Origin of the sequence: Pseudoalteromonas sp. APC 3694, from assembly GCF_030407565.1 — a bacterium.
GTDB classification, from domain to species: domain Bacteria; phylum Pseudomonadota; class Gammaproteobacteria; order Enterobacterales; family Alteromonadaceae; genus Pseudoalteromonas; species Pseudoalteromonas tetraodonis.
The window spans coordinates 1-16,808 of record NZ_JASDDE010000041.1 but is presented as its reverse complement, the minus strand read 5'-3'; the positions used below and the strand labels follow the sequence as shown (position 1 = coordinate 16,808).

11 protein-coding genes are annotated in these 16,808 nt (G+C 38.5%); 3 read left to right on the top strand and 8 right to left on the bottom strand.

Features of this window, described 5'->3' with window-relative positions; genetic code table 11:
- Positions 1 to 12: 12 nt before the first annotated feature.
- From pglX to QMA00_RS13615, 8 genes are all read right to left on the bottom strand, one after another.
- Positions 13 to 3,669, bottom strand: a complete 3,657-nt coding sequence (pglX, locus tag QMA00_RS13650) for a BREX-1 system adenine-specific DNA-methyltransferase PglX (protein WP_076923089.1) — start codon at positions 3,667 to 3,669, stop codon at positions 13 to 15.
- Positions 3,670 to 3,752: 83 nt separating this feature from the next.
- Positions 3,753 to 5,534 carry a DNA-processing protein DprA gene (locus QMA00_RS13645; RefSeq protein WP_076923088.1) on the bottom strand — a complete coding sequence of 594 codons (1,782 nt, stop codon included), beginning with the start codon at positions 5,532 to 5,534 and terminating at the stop codon, positions 3,753 to 3,755.
- Positions 5,535 to 5,620: 86 nt separating this feature from the next.
- Positions 5,621 to 7,723: a RecQ family ATP-dependent DNA helicase gene (locus QMA00_RS13640; RefSeq protein WP_076923087.1), complete on the bottom strand. Its 2,103-nt coding sequence runs from the start codon at positions 7,721 to 7,723 to the stop codon at positions 5,621 to 5,623.
- Positions 7,720 to 8,961 carry a hypothetical protein gene (locus QMA00_RS13635; RefSeq protein ID WP_290157672.1) on the bottom strand — a complete coding sequence of 414 codons (1,242 nt, stop codon included), beginning with the start codon at positions 8,959 to 8,961 and terminating at the stop codon, positions 7,720 to 7,722. The genes QMA00_RS13640 and QMA00_RS13635 overlap by 4 nt, the downstream gene beginning before the upstream one ends.
- Before the next feature lie 31 nt (positions 8,962 to 8,992).
- Positions 8,993 to 9,607 carry a single-stranded DNA-binding protein gene (ssb, locus tag QMA00_RS13630; protein ID WP_282452133.1) on the bottom strand — a complete coding sequence of 205 codons (615 nt, stop codon included), beginning with the start codon at positions 9,605 to 9,607 and terminating at the stop codon, positions 8,993 to 8,995.
- Between the two features lie 8 nt (positions 9,608 to 9,615).
- Positions 9,616 to 13,305, bottom strand: a complete 3,690-nt coding sequence (gene brxC, locus QMA00_RS13625; RefSeq protein ID WP_290157669.1) for a BREX system P-loop protein BrxC — start codon at positions 13,303 to 13,305, stop codon at positions 9,616 to 9,618.
- Positions 13,306 to 13,340: 35 nt separating this feature from the next.
- A complete protein-coding gene (locus QMA00_RS13620) occupies positions 13,341 to 13,946 on the bottom strand; it encodes a DUF1788 domain-containing protein (protein WP_076923083.1) in 606 nt (201 codons plus the stop codon).
- A complete protein-coding gene (locus tag QMA00_RS13615) occupies positions 13,946 to 14,557 on the bottom strand; it encodes a DUF1819 family protein (protein WP_290157666.1) in 612 nt (203 codons plus the stop codon). Before QMA00_RS13615 ends, QMA00_RS13620 begins: the two co-directional genes overlap by 1 nt.
- A 469-nt stretch (positions 14,558 to 15,026) precedes the next feature.
- On the opposite strand from QMA00_RS13615, the gene QMA00_RS13610 reads away from it, so the two are divergent.
- The 3 genes from QMA00_RS13610 to QMA00_RS13600 form a co-directional block, all read left to right on the top strand.
- On the top strand, positions 15,027 to 15,866 hold the full coding sequence (locus tag QMA00_RS13610; protein WP_076923082.1) for a hypothetical protein: 840 nt from the start codon (positions 15,027 to 15,029) through the stop codon (positions 15,864 to 15,866).
- Complete coding sequence (locus tag QMA00_RS13605) at positions 15,863 to 16,453, top strand: hypothetical protein (protein ID WP_076923081.1); 591 nt, start codon at positions 15,863 to 15,865, stop codon at positions 16,451 to 16,453. Before QMA00_RS13610 ends, QMA00_RS13605 begins: the two co-directional genes overlap by 4 nt.
- Before the next feature lie 85 nt (positions 16,454 to 16,538).
- Positions 16,539 to 16,808, top strand: a 270-nt coding sequence (locus QMA00_RS13600) for a transposase (RefSeq protein ID WP_290157663.1), incomplete at its 3' end; no start/stop codon positions are given.

Sequence of the window (16,808 nt, the reverse complement as noted above, 5' to 3'; positions counted from 1 at the left end):
AGCCCCATCATATTACTTCACTGCCTTGCCGTGGATGGCTTTTACATCGGCTAATAGGTTACCAAATTTTCCGTAGTTGGCTTTTACGCCGTCGTCTAAATCGAGCGTAATGCGTTTTTCAGCGTAGTGCTTTAACTGCTCATCGAAAGCGCGCAGTTCGGCTTGTTTCTTCTCAAGTGACTTTAAGTCTTTTTCAATACCACGAGCTTCCGTGCCTGTGGCTTGTAGTTGTTGCTCAGACAGCAAAGTATGCTGAGCATCGTACTTACCCATTAACGGTGTGACGTACTCGGTACGCATACGTGATAACGTGCCTTCGTTATAACGATGCAGATACACTAAACATTCAAAGGCTTTTTCTTTACCTGAGCTGAATAACCAATAAATGGGCCTTTTGGAATACATTTGATAGTGAGACTTAAAAAATGGCTTAGATAAAAAATTCCTAACATTAGTGTCTGCTGTTTCTTTAGGTTTAAAATTGGGCAATGCTGTTGCGATAAACCTCCAATTACCGTCAAATTTTTCTTCTCCGAATAAAGTTTTTATAAACTCTTTCAGACGATATGTAGCATCGTCTTCGAATAGCCAGCTTTGTTCCGAGCAAGGCACTATTCCATCATCATCAACCTGAAAAGATCTATAAAGGTCTTTGTCTAAACCTTGTTGGAAACCATTGTTACCTGAGCCAGCATAGACAATACCAGGAGTATCTAATGAGAACCTTCCCATCATGCACCCAACACCATAGCTTATAATTGCAACAACAAGACGTTGAATAACCAACCCCTTATGTTCTGAAGAAGCTTTTTTAGAATAGATATATGAAGGGTTAGCGCATAGCGATACGTTTTCGATGTCAACAGTGTTACTAATTTCAGAGTCCAGCTGATAAAGAGAAATAATCTTGCTATTAATATCTTCTTCGATAGATTTTAGCTGTGAAACAGCCTCATTTGCATTCTCCAAATAATTAGAGAGTATTTCGGAAATATCCCCTTTTCCGTGCAAAATAAAAGTTTTGAAATTAGGTGATGTTTCTTGAGTATCCCAATCATCTTTAGATATTTTCAATGCCTCTAGAGCTAGCTTCCTGAGTTCTTGAGATTTCAGTATCTCTTTGTGTACTGGTAACTTCAGTACATGGCCGATTTTAAAATCCAGTGTAGGGGCGAGCATCGACATTAAAAAAGTTGCCACTTTACTATTGAGAAGCGCTAACAATTGATAGAGGTTTTCCGCTTCAGTAAATGCTGATGGTCCTTTAGCATCAAACATATGTCCTTTGGGTACGTATCTAACAGAAAAACCAGAGCTTGAAATTCCTGACCAGGTTATGCCCTGCTTAAAAGCGTATTCACCATTATAGTTATGGGAACGAACTCTACCTGTTTTCTGATCTATATTATTTTTGATCTCTTTTCCGTCATCCTCCCAGTTAACTAACTGTTCCAAATAACCTGACCACTTTCTATCGCCACCACCTTTGTTATACGGAACCCATTTTTTACTCCAATCTACTTCTGTGCATCTTTCATTAACTGAAACTTCAAACCAATATCTTAAAAAACGCTCATTGTCTGCTGTTGCTAATCCTTCTCGCGTATCTAGGTATACAGCAGCTGCCTCCATTGAGGTAAAAGTTTTTCTGATAGCATCTGTTGCCCAGTAAACAAAAGGATATCCCTCAATTTTTGACAACTCTCTATTAGACGTTTTAAAAGTTACTTCACATAAATTAAAATTCTTCTCTTTTTCAAGTGAGTTCCCTTCAATTAGCCGCTTAATTGTAGCCAAATAATTGTCATTGCCAGAGAACTTTCTATAAACAAAAGCGGTACTCTGTACAACTTCGCCTCCAATTTCAGGAAAAGCGCCAGCGCCCAAATGCAACATATTATGTAACGTTCTTTTGTCGATTAAGTCTCCTCTATAGGATTCAAAGCGAGAAATAAACATCCAGTTGTGCATATTGATCTGCGCGTTGTAGCCTTTCTCACTGATAAGTGAGAAAGCCCTTTCCATAAACACTGCAAATATGTTCTCTTTTACTAAGGGGTATTCTTTATTGATAAAGTCTTTTAGATAAGAGTTATAAAATGACCTACCCATATAAGGCGGGTTAGCTATAACAGCATCATACTTCTGAGCCAATAAAATAGCTTGATTTACAATAGGGAGTAGCCCAATAGCTGCATGTTTTGCTGAGGGGTCGGAGCCAAGCTTTTTATCCTGCAATAAACTCTCAAAATTAACTAAACTATCAAGATACTCCTCACTTATTTCTATTAACGAGCCTAATGTCTTTGCTTGTAAAAATACTGATTTAAGCGTTTGGATAAGTTCATAGTATTCCCCATAGGTTCCAGCCGTCACAGGGTTAGCAACAATAGGTTCATCAAATAAACCACCTGTAGAGCCCGCTTGCTGACTGCCCTCTAAATCCAATGCCTTCCATATTTTCGGAATATCAAGATTCTCAGTTGATTGCAATGAGAATACATTTAGTGAAACTTCACCATCTTCAACACGTTGAAATATACGTCTATCATCTTCACGCGCTTTCATCATTAAGGCAAAGCCAGCAAGCTGCGCAGCCCGATCATCAATATCTAAGCCATATATGTTTTTAGTTAAAATCAGTTCAGGTATTTCACGAAGACGGTAGCCACGCTCTAGGTATATTTCGCGCAATACTTCATATACTTCAACCAAGATATGCCCTGAACCACAGGCAGGGTCTAGCACTTTGATTTCTTCTGGGTCAATACTGGTTGGGGTAATCTCTTTTAGCTGTTCAATAACATCATCAGATTGCTCAGCAGGTTCGATGTAGTAATCCATCTTGCCTTTTAGCTCTGAGTTAGGGTAAGTGGCTAACCATTGTCTACCCACAGAGTTTTGCACTAGATACTTAACAATCCAATTGGGTGTAAATAGCTGAGTCGCAGCTGGAATATCTTCTGATTTAACAACTTTTCCCATAACAGCGTCTTTGTGTTCTGAAATGTAAAACTGATATAGCCAACCGATAACTTCGATTTCTTGCCAGTCTTCTTCAGGGATATCGTTGATTAACCCTTTTAGGATCGAATCTGTTTTAGTTAAGTTGTTTGGAAGAAGAAGCTCTGTTGAATCATCAATTGCCTCGAACATGAACGGCATAATTTTATAGAGGTGATGGCATTGGCCTAACAGGAGTTCGCGATATAGCTCTTCTTCTTTATCACCCGCTAGTTGCAACTCAATAATATGGTCTTTGTCTAGATTTAAACTTTCAGCCACATCGGATGCATGATTTAAGATTTCAGGTAGGCCGTCAGCATTAGTTGGGTGGCTCGTTGCAGGGGAAAGCACACGGAATCCGTGATCAAAGTAATCATGTATTTCCATGTAACGAATCGCAGCCAAACGGTTAAACCAGGTATAGGCCATTTCGCGGATGAACATTTCATAGCCACGTTCAGTAACTTTGCTTTCTAAACGCTTACGTTGTTCACCTTCTTTACGAGTAAAGGCACGGCCTTCGATTATGGCAGCGCCGCCTTCAATGCGAACTTCTGCTATTCGATCTTCATATATACCAAAATGAGCGGCACGCTTTTTAACGGCTTCAATAAATTGTTTACGCGCTTTAGGTGCGTATGATTTTAAGTTTTTAGTGTTCATAATTTTCTCTTTACTGGGCCGCTGTATCTGACCTCGGTATCTAATCCATGATGTTAATTTGTTTCGCAGTCTTACTTGTTACTTTATGTTGGCGATATTACAGGCAATGTAAATTGCTTTTTCTTAGCTGACGGGCGTACTAGTTTGCCTTGCTCAACTAGGTGCTTTAACCACTTATCTAATGCCTGCTTGCCCATTATTTCAAACTCGGGAAAATGGCTGTCGAGTGTTGTTTTATCAATAAGATGCTGTGGTTGCTGTTCAATTAATTTGCATAAATGAAGATAAAAGCTATCCAGCAAAGGCGTTGTTGATTCCTCAGGTGATTGCTCTTCTAACTGTTCTGGTATTTGCTCTGGTATTTTTTCGTTGGCTTGCTCTGGTGCTTGTTCTGTTTTTTGCACCTCACCTGCGTGTTGCTCTGGCTCCACATTTAGCAATTTAGTGTTATCACACTCATCGCTTTGTGTTTGATTACTTAAATTAACCTGTTTATTTTTGGTCTGCTCTTGCGGTTCTGATGACGAGGTTGAGCTGAGCTCTTTATGTTCGCCTGCTTCAAGTTGATTGTTTTTAACGTCAACACTTTTAGCCTCAACACTTTTAACCTCAACACCTTCTATCTTCGAGTCTATATTGGGTGAAGCCGATGGTTCTGGTTCACTTTCAAGTTCATTTTTTGCCATATAAAATAGATCGTCTTGAGTCTGAATGTTACTTATAGGACTTTCTGTATACTCATTGCTAAACGTTGAGGTATCTAACCCGCTCAGCAGTGAACCTTGACCTTTTTCAACGTCTTTAATTGATTCGTTGACTAGTTTCTTTGATTGTTGAGAGGTTTCTTTTTCTGAAGTTGAGAATAACCCTAACAGTTGTTCTGTGGTGTTATCAGGCGAAATTGAACATGCATTAGCCAGAACCTTGCCTAAGCCCTCGCCATTTATTAATGCTTGATTACCCGCTTGTAAAGGCTGTTTATGTTCTGAAACTAGAAGTGGTACCCACCCTTTTTTAAGGTTCTCTTTAGCGCCTTCCCACGTACCGCCTTTCTCACCTGAAGTTACAACAACCGTTGAACTTGATAAGAGGTAAATAAACTTATTACGCGCCATAGCATTGGCCGGTGTAAAGCGCCCTTCAGGGTAAAATGGACTTATAAGCACTAAGTTATTGGCTTTTAAGTGCTGACGCCATTGTCTTGCTGCGCTTGCTTTGAACAGGCTATCTGCCAATATGCCTATTGCTGTATTGCCGTTGTTAAGAGAAGCAAGCATTGCATGAGAGTCTACGCCTTTGGCTGCACCCGAAACGACTTGGTAATTTAAATGGTTAATTTGTGAAACGTATTGATTGGTTGCTTGTTCATCTTGCCCATCACAATCTCTAGAGCCAACAAAGCCAATTGCTTGCTTTGAGAGTAATTCAGGGTTACCAACACCAAAAAATAAAGCTGGGCTTTGATGCTTAAGCTGCTTTTTAATCACCTTAGGATAGTGCTCGTGTTGTCGGTCCATGATCCACACACCCGCACTCTGCCATTTGTCGAGCGCTAGGCTTAAACTTGCACCTCGATTAAGTAGAGTTTTAATACGCTCATACGTTAGTTTTTCAATTGTATCGTCTAAACGAGCAAAATCGATAATTTGTTTCGCTTTAATATGACTTAATGGTTCATCCCAAGATACCCAAATACTGTCAAACGTTTCTTCATTCAGTAAATCTACAGGCTTAAAACCATTTTGATGTAACCAACATGCGAAGTAACCGTACTCATTGACTGTCAGCGTTTTATATTCTTTCACTTCATTCGCGTTAAAAAAGCTTGTGAGTAAAAGTATTGCTTTTGTATTTTCAGTTATCATTTAAGTATCTACTATTATCGATTTTATAATTAGGTTGCTTTACTTGTTTCTTAATTTTACCTTGCCACTTTTTTGTCTTAGTTTACTTAGTTATTTTTACTGGTACTAGTTAATGCTATAGGCACTACGCTGGTTACACCATTTTGCCTTAATAAGGCGCCTGCAATGGTAAATGTCCACCTTGAATCTACCGCGTCATCTAATAACCAAACAGGTGAAGAATACCCTTGTGAAGTATCTATACTAAAAGCACCATCTAAATTTTTACTTTGGTGAAAGCTATTTTCCATCGTTTTTTGGGGTGGTCTTAATTCAGCAATATTAATAGCGTCTTTACATTCAACATTTAATGCAGCCGCTAACGCATGTGCAAAGTTTTTAACTAAGTTAGGGTGCCTAGGAGATGGAATGTAAGTAAGCCAACTTGGCCTTTGCTCATAAGGGATGCTGTTGATCATTTTGACCATTGGCGGAATTAAGTCATGACTAAACACGCCTGAGGCTTTGCCCTCTGCAACGAGGTCACCCCAGCCGCCATCTTTCCATGATGAAAGCGCCATCCCTTTTTCAATATTTAAATTAGCTTTATTTGCGCTATAGGGAAGACCATATTTAGTAAATGCTAAGCGGGCATTATTGCCAGAACTAGCAAAGGTTGCTCTTGGTTTAATAGCAATGTACCTATGCCTTAAGTAATCATTCGCTTTTAATACCAGCTCACTATCGACTTTGTCAGGTAGTTTATTTGCTGGATTACAATTTTCACATTTACCGCAAGGCTGTGAATCGGGATCATCTAACTCTTTTGACAAAAACTGCATTAAGCATGTATTAGATTTATGATAATTATTTAAGACTTCCCACTCACCTTGTTTAATAATATTTAGACGTTCAATTTTTTCTTCTGGTATTTGGTAATCAAACTGTGTTCTAAAATATTGAGGACCGTCTTTTAATATTGGTGATGGCTGCTCTATGCTTAAAAACTTTAAAATGTCTTCTATTGTACCTTTTGAGAAGTTAACGAGCGGTTCTAGCTCTGTTACTTTGAGGCCATCTGCATTTTCTATGACTTCTAATAATTGATTAATTTGTTGCTCTTTAGGGAAAGCATTTTCAATAAAGTATTGCTGTATTCTGCCATCTTCTTTACCTAGCATCATTATACCGATTGCTTTATCTATTCCGCGCCCTGCACGGCCTACTTGTTGATAATATTCAACAACGTTTCCTGGTGATTGGTAATGAATGACAAAGCCTAGATCGGGCTTATCGAATCCCATACCTAATGCAGAAGTAGAAACAAGTGCTTTGATTTTATTATTTATTAGCGCTTGTTCGAGCTGTTCTTTCATCTCGTTCGTTTCTAATTGGCTATGATAAGCATGAGCGTTAATACCTTGCGTTTGCAAAAAGCCTGCAACTATCTCACTGTCTTTAGTTGTTTTGGTATAAATAATCCCAGTACCTGAAATGTTATTTAAATATTGAGCTAACCACGCGAGGCGTTCTGATTTATTTGAAATATCAATATTTTGCAGCTGTAAGCTTTTGCGCGTGAGCGCTCCTCTGATTATAGATAAGCGATCTCCTAATTGATTTTTAATGTCATTAACAACGCGGTTATTCGCTGTAGCGGTTGTCGCTAATACAGGCATATTCTTCGGCATATTTTGTAATACGCGAACAATACGGCCATAGTCTGGCCTGAAGTCGTGCCCCCAGTCTGATATACAGTGCGCTTCATCGACTACAAACAAGCCTACACTACCACTAATGCGAGTCAAAATATTCTCGGCAAAGTAAGTTTGCCCTAACTGTTCAGGAGCAACTATGATTGCGTCAACTTGGCTAGCGAGTATTTGATTTTCGGCAATTTGGCGCTCACTTTTGTCCATTGATGAATTATATGAAACCACCTTTAAGCCTAGTTTTGCAGCAGAGTCTATTTGGTTACGAATCAATGATAGCAAAGGCGATATAATTAATGTTGGGCCAAAGCTTTGAGAGCGACGAATTTTTGTGGCGATAAAATATACGGCACTTTTACCCCAACCAGTACGCTGAACGACTAGTAATTGATTTTGTTTATTCACCAGTTCATCGATAGATTCCCACTGGTCTTTATGAAAAGATGCTGTTGGGTTTCCCGTCATTTCATGTAAATATGCTTGTGCTATTTCTTTCATCGTTTTTCTTCCTTGGATGGCTCTTCAAACAATTTGTCGTCGAGCTTTTTTAATCCTTTAACTAATGTGCGACCAATAAACCTGCTTGGTTTTGACATTGCTGCCTTGTAAACCATTTCACTTGCATCAACGAGACCTTTGGCAGTTCCTTCAATAGCAACACCTGCACCATCAAAAATAGCCTCTACCCCATCAACGCCCTTATTATAGCGTTCAGAAGCGTGGTTAATTCCGCTAATAGTAGCGAAGATACCCAGTGTACCAACACCTGAGAGAATGGCATCAACAGCAGTGTCTTTTGCGTCAATCACTCCACCACCTAGTGCTTGTTCTACTGTATTATTAAGTTCTTCATTGGTATACCCCCCATCAATTGCAACGGTTTGTGCTGCAATTTCACTTGTTGCTATTACAGGGATTTCTTCATCAACTGAGGCAATATAAGACACGCTGTCTGTTGCTTTGATTTGCATCTCTATGCCATCAATTGTGATATCTGTACTGGGGTTATTAAAGTGTTCAAATAATTCTCCCCCTGTATCATCTGCAACGAGCTGCTCGAAATATGCGCCTTTGGTTAAACTGACCAAACCTGCATGACTTTCGGGTGACATCCAAAGTGTTTCAAACCAAATTTCGGTATTAGACATATTTTCAAAGTTGCTATTAACAGCTCTAAGTGAATCATATACTTGATTGGCGCTATATAGATCCGCTGAAATTGATACAGGAACCGATAAACCAGCAAACCAAGCTGCGGCAACTGAAGTGTTATTTATATCCTTTACTAGGTTTTTATCTACAGCATCTTTTAGTGTTTTATGTGCTCTATCAATTCTTTCTTCGCTTAAAGACGCTAATGACTTGAAATGCGTGTCTATTGCTTTGCAATCGTTACCGTATTTTTTGTCAAATTCTTTTAATGCTGCTTTTAATTTTCTTATTTCTTTGTCTAACGAACTTAAGTCTAGATTTTCATCATGTTTTAACTTATTCCACCATGAAAAATCAGCATATGCCTGTTGCCACTGAAGGTTTAGTTGAGTTCTCTTAAGCTCAAACGTTGACAGAGTGGCTACTAATTTATTCCTTGCCGTTATGACTGGAATTGCATTTATTTTCTTCGCTAACTGCTCATTGTTACTTTGCTTCAAAACTTTCTTCTGACGAGTTAACTCGCTTTGCTTTTCGCAAAGAATTTGTTTTTTACTTTTGAATAAATTAGCAAAGAAGCCCATTTAACTTAATCCCTTAGCCGTGCTGCTATCCTCAAAAAGGGATGTCATCATCAAAATCTATTTCTACTTTTGGAGGATTTGTTACCGTTTGATTATTGCTTGGCGGCTGTCCTTGAAACTGATTTTGATTGTTAAATTGGTTCTGGTTCACATTTTGAGTATTTGGTTGCCCCTGAAACTGATTACTATTATTGAACTGAGTTTGGTTATTGTTATTTTGAGATGAAAAATTATTGTTTGATGGCTTCGCTACTGCATTTGGAGTGTAAGTATTATTCGGCTCACTTCTAGTTTGAGTATTTCCACCTAACATTTGCATTTGACCACCAGAATCTACAACAATTTCAGTCGTATATTTGTCTTGGCCTGTTGTTTTATCCTGCCACTTGCGAGTCTGCAACTTACCTTCAAAGTATGCTTGTGCTCCTTTTGTAAGGTACTGCCCTGCAATTTCAGCAAGCTTTCCAAAGACGACTATTCTATGCCACTCTGTTTTCTCTTGTTTTTGCCCTGTATTACGATCTTTCCAACTTTCACTTGTCGCTAAACTGATATTTGCCACAGCATTACCATTAGGTAGGTATTTAACTTCAGGGTCTTTTCCTAAACTACCAACTAGGATGACTTTATTTATTCCTCTAGACATAATTACCTCTATTTAATTCGTACTTTATTATTACTGCTTACTAATGCTGTTAGTTTTCCTTTGAGCGCTGCAAGGTAATTATTAATATCATCTTCAGTTTCGATTATTCCTGCGCTATTTACCTCTCGCATTACACTAGAGGTATCAACTGAAACTATTTTTTTCGGTGTTGGTTCTGCTACTTTTTTTGGCTCAGCTTTTGTTGGTTTGTAATCACCACTTTCTGAGTCTATACCTGAGCCAAGAACCGATTCGGGGGCTTGTTTAGCCTTTTGCGCTACTTCTTTGGCTTTTTGCTCAGCGAGTTTTTGTTGCTGTTCAATAAACTTATTGATTAGTTCGTAAGCATCTTCTTCAAGTGTGGCAGCTTCAGTGATCTCTTGATGTATTTCAGCAATACCTTGCAGCGTATCAACACGTTTTTTAGCATTTTGAAGTGGGTATAGCGCTTTATTGCTAATATCGCTATTTACCGCGCCTGCTGCTTTAATTTGCTCAGAAACATGTTCTATACGAATATTGATTCTTGCCTTTGCATGAGTGCGCTTTTCAGTTAATAAAGCCTCGTTGACTTTGTTTACAGTTTCAATAAGTGGTTCTACGTCGCGTATGTCACGGTACGGGCGCTCTTTATTAAAAATAGATTCTAACTTTTGCAGCGCTGCTATCGCTTTTTCTTCTTTTTCGAGTGCTATGCGGTTACGGTCAAAATCAATAGTAAGTGCTTTGTACAACTTTTGCCAAGTTGAAAATTGAGTTTCGTAGAAGTTTTCAAGATCTTGGTAATCTTCTTCAAAATCCAGTAAATCATCACCATTAGCGAGGAATGATTCAATAAACTGATAGCTTGATTGCGCTTCAATTAAACCCGCTAACAACACTCGGCCATTATCAATATCTTTTACACCTGGGTAGTGCCCCGTTGATGCTTTGTTAGCAAAGCCATCAAGCTTCTTTTTCATGGTGTTAATATTAGATTGAGCAATATTAAACAGCTCTTTTTCACTGTCAGGGGCATTTTTACCAAACACGTTTTTAAACAATTTAGCCGCACGGTTTAAGTTAGCTTCAGACTGTTGTTTAATACGTCGAATACGAAGCTCTGCGCGTTTTCTAACTTGTGTTAGGTTGTCGTACGCACTTTTTAAAGGGACTTCTTGTTGACGCATTTGAAAGCAAATTTTGTTAGCTAACGCTAAACGCGAAATGATTAAAATTATTTCTTCATCGTTCCAACCAAAAGGACGTTTTGAAAAGCGTTTTACAATGTCTTCTGCGGTAATTGCTCTGCCAGTGTCATCGCCAAGGGTTATGAATTTCTCAACCTCTAGCGAAGCTAATGGATTTATTTCGTCAGCATTTAAATCAAGACCAATTTGACTAACATCATCTGCAACTAAGGTATTTTGAATTTCGCGGCGAATATCACCTGGAAATGGTTTTACTAATTTTAGTTTGCTGAATGTGTTTTCAATTACGTAGCGATAAAGTTCTTGAAGTATTGAGCTTACCGCTCCGCCTTTCGGATTTTGTTTAGAGCCTAATGCGTAAAATTCAGCATCTTTTAGTAGCTCTTCTACCTCTGAAATTAATCGGCGATTTCGATCTTGGTTTTCTGTCGCTTTTTGATGAAGTAACTGTTGTTGTTCTGGGCGTTTACCAGAGTTACCACGCAAAAACTTACTTGTTCGGATAAACGTTTCAATATCTCTGAATACTCTGTTGCTTTCAGCCAACTTGATGATTATAGAGCCACTATCGCCATCCATTGAACGATTAGCACACACGGTAGATGTATACTCATCGTAATTTGGATCTCTTGGTGTGATCACTTTTACTACTAAGTCGTTTTCTTGAGAGCCATCTCGTGGGCTACCATTACAAAAACGGCTGATAGGGAAATCTTGCTTGTTTTCAGGGTAGCGATAGTTCGCTTCACGACGCAGTACATCATCGAAAATTAGATCGCTAATCTTTTTAGTTTGATCAGATAATTCAATTTCAGTTTTTTGAATTTCCTGCTCAATTTCTTTTTCTTCGTTAGTAAGGAAAATGTACTCATCACCTTGGCGAGCAATAAGCATATTAAGCTCTAGGGCATTTAAAGCCTGCTCAATTTCACGCCTTAACGCTAGGCGGTCTTCATCGACTTTGCCTACACACAAGGTGACAAGGTTATCTAACGTTGATTTAATTACATCGACATAACGAATTAAAAACAGAGTTTTTAATATGTTGAGCGCAAACGGCGATATAGATTCTTTTACAGATGCCTGATCAATATCTTTTTTAACGGATGTATCTAAGAAGCTTTCGATAGCTGGGTAGAAGTAGTATAACGGAATTAGAACTCCGATATTTTCATCTCGCACTTCTTTGGCTGCGCTTTGGAATGCATCTAACAAGGAGCGTTCACCACGGCTTAAATGTAAGCCTGTTGCACCCGCTTTACGAATAGCTTCAAAAATTTTCTGAACTAGCGTGTAATGGTATGGCACAAATGGATAGCTGTTTATAAAGCTACTTGCATCTTTATAATTAGCCAACTCAGCAGTTGTTGTGCTATCAAAAGCTAACTGGTTTCTTAGAATGTCACCTTTTTGATCATACAAGTCCTGAAGCTCGTTGCGGGCTGCATCTTCTTTTGATAATAAGCGTTTTTCTATCACCTCACTGGTATTTGAGCTTGAAAGAGATAGGCGTTCAAATCGGCCTTGGATTTTTGAGAAGTCATGACCTTTTGAGCCTGTCATTTGCCCAATTACTGCATCGATGTCTTCTTGAGAAGTAACCACCACCCAAGCACGGCCTTCACAAATAGTACCGAGGTTTTCGGTGATTGTTTGAAGCTTCAGCATCATCTGAGTGTTGTTACCAATGAACTGACCCACTTCATCCACAAAAAACAACACTCGGCGGTCTGAGCTTACATCTAGGTATTCTTTTACCCATTTACAAAAGTTACTTACGTCTAAGGTGAAGTTGTTTTCAAGTTGCTCAACCCACTGCCTTGCTGATTCAGTTGATTGATTAGTTACCTTACCAAGCGCATCAGCCATGTCATCGCGGTAAAAATCGTAAGCATCTCTTTCTTCAATCCAGTTAGCAGACGCTAACGCATTGAACTCTTGTTTGAACTGTTCAAATACACCTCGTTGGTCTAACTCGCGTTCAAGGTGCGCAATATGAGGGTGATCTCCACTGAAGCCCATTTGCTCGTTAAAAACTTTTAAGAACACTTTTAAAATTGCATCATCACCGTCATCGGTGTTGGCACGGCTGTCGATATTAAAAAGGATAACGGTATTATCTTTGGTAACCGCAGTGTCTATTTCACCTAATAAGAAGCCATCTAGGTTTTTATCTTTGAAAAACTCGATAGCTGATTTATCAAACTCACCATTTGTTGCTTGAATGTTTTGTAAAAGGTAAGACAGTATTTTGATGAAGTGAGATTTACCTGAGCCAAAAAATCCACTCACCCAAATCCCTAATTTGCCTGATGCTGCTTTTGCTTTTGGATCGCGTACTGAAGGCATATACGCATCGAAGAACTCTTCGAAATGTTTTGCTAATTCGGTAGTGATTACATATTCGTCTAGCTCGGTAAAAACAGTGCTGTTTTCTAATTGATCAGCTTTTACAACACCGTTAATTGGTCGGTTTATATCTTTAGTAAATAAGTCTTTAATTTGCATGTTATTTTATCCTTGTTGTTTGATTGCAAGTCCGTTTACGGTACTAATTTAAATGCACGATAATAGTTATTTGATTCGATTCTGCCAAAGGGTTTAAGCGCTGTACCGTCGTACTCACCGGGATAGAAGAGTACCGTTGGTACGTTGCCTACCTTAGCATGTAGAGCGTTTAACAAGCCGTGCCCACGAATAATAGGCCACGCGCTCCCAAGCCCATGAAGTAAAATGAACTCAGTTTTGTTTTTTTCACAAGAGCCGAAGTCTATTTTTGAAGCGATAAATTTAGCGACTCGGTTTTGCTCAAGAGGCCCTTTTAATGCGTTGAATAGCGCATCATCACCGCGCTCTTTTTGTACTTTAAATGCTCTTTCAGTAAGCTTGCGGGAATCAAGCAATTCGATAATGGCTTCAAACAAGTTGATGCTTTTAAAATTACGCCCACGTTTGTTAAGGCGCTCCGTCATGTATTCTAAATGCTCTCTTACAGTCAACTCTGACTCTGGTGGGTAGTCGAACACGTAAAAACCAATTTCATTTCCTAAACCTTGGTTTTTTAAAAAATCTTCACTTTCAATCTTGGGCTGAATTTCATCAAGCCGCTCGTGAAGTCGTTTTTGTTGTTTGGTTTTAAGCTCAACCATTAATGCAACTCCATCGCTGAAATAATATCGTCTTTGTCGATCTCTAAAAGTAAGTCTCTCACTTCTGGTAACAAATATACATTTTGTATTTTTTTATTCCGCGTTGTTTCTATATAACCAGCGTCAGCTATGACTTTAAAAGCGACTTGAGATATTTTGTAAGTCGATGATTCTGACATTTGAGCTAACTCAGGGAATAATCTAATGCGTTCATCCCAAAAGGACTCCCAATCAGCTACATCTAAACTTTCACGGAACATACGTTTAGCATCTAACACTACATTGCGCATGAAATCAGCTAGCAAAGTGCAATTAATTAACGTAGCTGCAAACATTAACTGAGTTGATAGCTCTGTGCTACCAAATGCGATAAGTTCTAGGTATTTATCTGACATACCTTCCAAACGCTTTTTGATAGTAGCCGCATTCCTCTTTGCTGAAGCGTCAGAGCGCTTTTGGAGAACATTCTGATTTACAATGGCTTCTAACCATTCTTCTTGTGTCGGTTTTTTAAGTAATAGCTCGGCGACTGTCTGACTTTCTTTGATCATTAAGCTGCCACCAATGAGATCGCCAAGATAGTCTTTGTATGAATTCATTTCTTTAGGCATTAATTTTCCAATTCTGCAATGTAACGAGGAGCAAAAAATAAGTTATTGTAGCAAGCGGTAATACTGCATCAGGGTATCACCGATATTCTAATGTCTTAATGAATAAGCAGCTAGAGCAGCACTTATCAAAACAATATATGTATACCTTCTTCATTTGTACCACTTTTAAAGAGGTATTGTTTGTTAATTGAAGTAAAAAAATCATCCTGAAATTATACTTGATTTAGCAAGATCCCTAAACTGATTACTTTAGCGGTGTTAACTTTTGATATGACGGCGCGAACTGCTTCTCTTAGTTACTCTGATAGCTAAGCAGAAATAATAACTCATTGCTATTAGCTGAGATTTATAAATGTTTTCCCCATTTATAAATCAATGGTATGAATCAAGAGTACTTTTGATATAAGTACTTTTATTAAAGCGTTAGCATAAATCGTAGGTTAACCTATATAAGTCGGAGGGTGTAGCTATGTCCCATCAAGTTATTTGTTTAGAGGTACAATTACTTAATAAGGAACAGCTGAATGAGCATTACAGGTTAACGTTACCTACTTATTGCTTAGTTGAGTTTGCCGAAAGACTCATTAATAAAGTACACAAGGCTCGTCAGCTTCTAGAAGAAAATAATCTTTATGAGGTGATTGTTAAAACCGCAGAGGTAAATTGGTTTTATGGGCTAACCAATCGCTATCATCATTCGATGACTTCATACCTACATGTAACAAGTACAAAAATTGCATTTTCAGGGCAGTTACCCCCAAATAAAGAACCTCACTTCATTACCGCATATATAAATATTGACGATATAGCTTTGCCTGAGCGGAATATTAAAAGCGTTATATTAGATAAAAAACGTGTGCCATTAGTTTTATCGTTAATTCATGAGCTGGAAGCTAAACAAGAGGCGTTTGAAAACACCTCTGACCTATACTGGAAACTTGAAAATATAGTTTCGCCGATTCGAGATTTAGATGACAAGTGCACCAATGTGCTAACGACAGGTTGTGATGAACTATTATCTAACTTAAATGAAGAGTCGAACACGCTAAGTGTACAAACTGAACGGCTTGAACTGGAGATTGAGCAAATAGTATTAAGAGTCATAAAGCGTATTTTTGGTGTGGTTTATGGTGACTTAATTACTCATATTGACACTAAAAATAGAACCGCTAGCTTACGGTTTGAACATGCTTATTACTACGATAAAGAAATTACATTTAGTGGTACAGGCATTACAAAGCAGGGAAAGATTGGTAAGCGACACCAGTCTTTTAGCATAAAGATTATGGCTGAGCGTGAATCTGTATGAATATTCAAACTTTGCTATCAGAAATCAAACAGGCTAAAAAGCGCAGGGTAATTCTTGATTATCACCCATCACCAGTTAGCGGTGTAGATGTAATGGCAAAAGATTGGAAACCAAGCTTAGTACTATTACATGGCTTATTTAAACTATTTAAAGCAAATAACTGCTCTATTACAATTACCTGGTGGGGCCAAATATTTATTACCCCTGAAAATAGCAACACTGCATTTGAATTAGCACTTGGCTACAAATTAGTAAATGTTGAAATGCACGATGTACGCACTTTAATGAGAGAGCAAGATTTCACTATTTTAAGGCTGGCAACGGCAAACCCTTATTACACAGTAAGTTTAAGAGCGCACAGAAGTAGTACTAAGTGGAAGGACATACCTTTTGATATAGGCCGTGACTCTGCTGAAAAACTCGCTACTGCCCTTCACTTAGACATGCTTATTAAGATTAAAAGTTATAGTAGCTCAGGCTTACAAGTTGAAAATTTAGCTTGTCTGACGATGATTTACTGGCGGCGTTACATTATGGTGCTGCAAAATTTGGTATTAGTTCGCAGTTTTACAGCATCTCTTCAGTAATACTTAATTCTATGAGGAGGTGGGAAGTTGAGTTATGAATCGCCCCGTGTTTGCCAGAGACTCAATAACTTGAGAAACTGGAACTATGAAAAAATCAAATCGCTATACATCAGAATTTCGTGAACGTGCAATTAGGCTTGTTACCACACAACAGCATGAATACCCTTCTCTTTGGGCTGCGCTAGTATCGATTTCAGATAAACTGGGATGTACCCCAGAAACACTTAGAGCATGGGTCAAGAAATCTCAAGCTCAACCGTCTAAACCCTCTTCTAATACGCAATCAACTGAAGAACGCCTTGCCGTCTTAGAGCGCGAGAATAAAGAGCTCAAGCGAACGAATGATATCCTGAGG

Coding starts and splice junctions, on each gene's coding strand:
- QMA00_RS13635 (WP_290157672.1), bottom strand. CDS start 8,961: ATGGGCTTCTTTGCTAATTTATTCAAAAGTAAAAAACAAATTCTTTGC.
- QMA00_RS13645 (WP_076923088.1), bottom strand. CDS start 5,534: ATGATAACTGAAAATACAAAAGCAATACTTTTACTCACAAGCTTTTTT.
- pglX (WP_076923089.1), bottom strand. CDS start 3,669: ATGAACACTAAAAACTTAAAATCATACGCACCTAAAGCGCGTAAACAA.
- QMA00_RS13605 (WP_076923081.1), top strand. CDS start 15,863: ATGAATATTCAAACTTTGCTATCAGAAATCAAACAGGCTAAAAAGCGC.
- QMA00_RS13620 (WP_076923083.1), bottom strand. CDS start 13,946: ATGGTTGAGCTTAAAACCAAACAACAAAAACGACTTCACGAGCGGCTT.
- QMA00_RS13640 (WP_076923087.1), bottom strand. CDS start 7,723: ATGAAAGAAATAGCACAAGCATATTTACATGAAATGACGGGAAACCCA.
- brxC (WP_290157669.1), bottom strand. CDS start 13,305: ATGCAAATTAAAGACTTATTTACTAAAGATATAAACCGACCAATTAAC.
- QMA00_RS13610 (WP_076923082.1), top strand. CDS start 15,027: ATGTCCCATCAAGTTATTTGTTTAGAGGTACAATTACTTAATAAGGAA.
- ssb (WP_282452133.1), bottom strand. CDS start 9,607: ATGTCTAGAGGAATAAATAAAGTCATCCTAGTTGGTAGTTTAGGAAAA.
- QMA00_RS13615 (WP_290157666.1), bottom strand. CDS start 14,557: ATGCCTAAAGAAATGAATTCATACAAAGACTATCTTGGCGATCTCATT.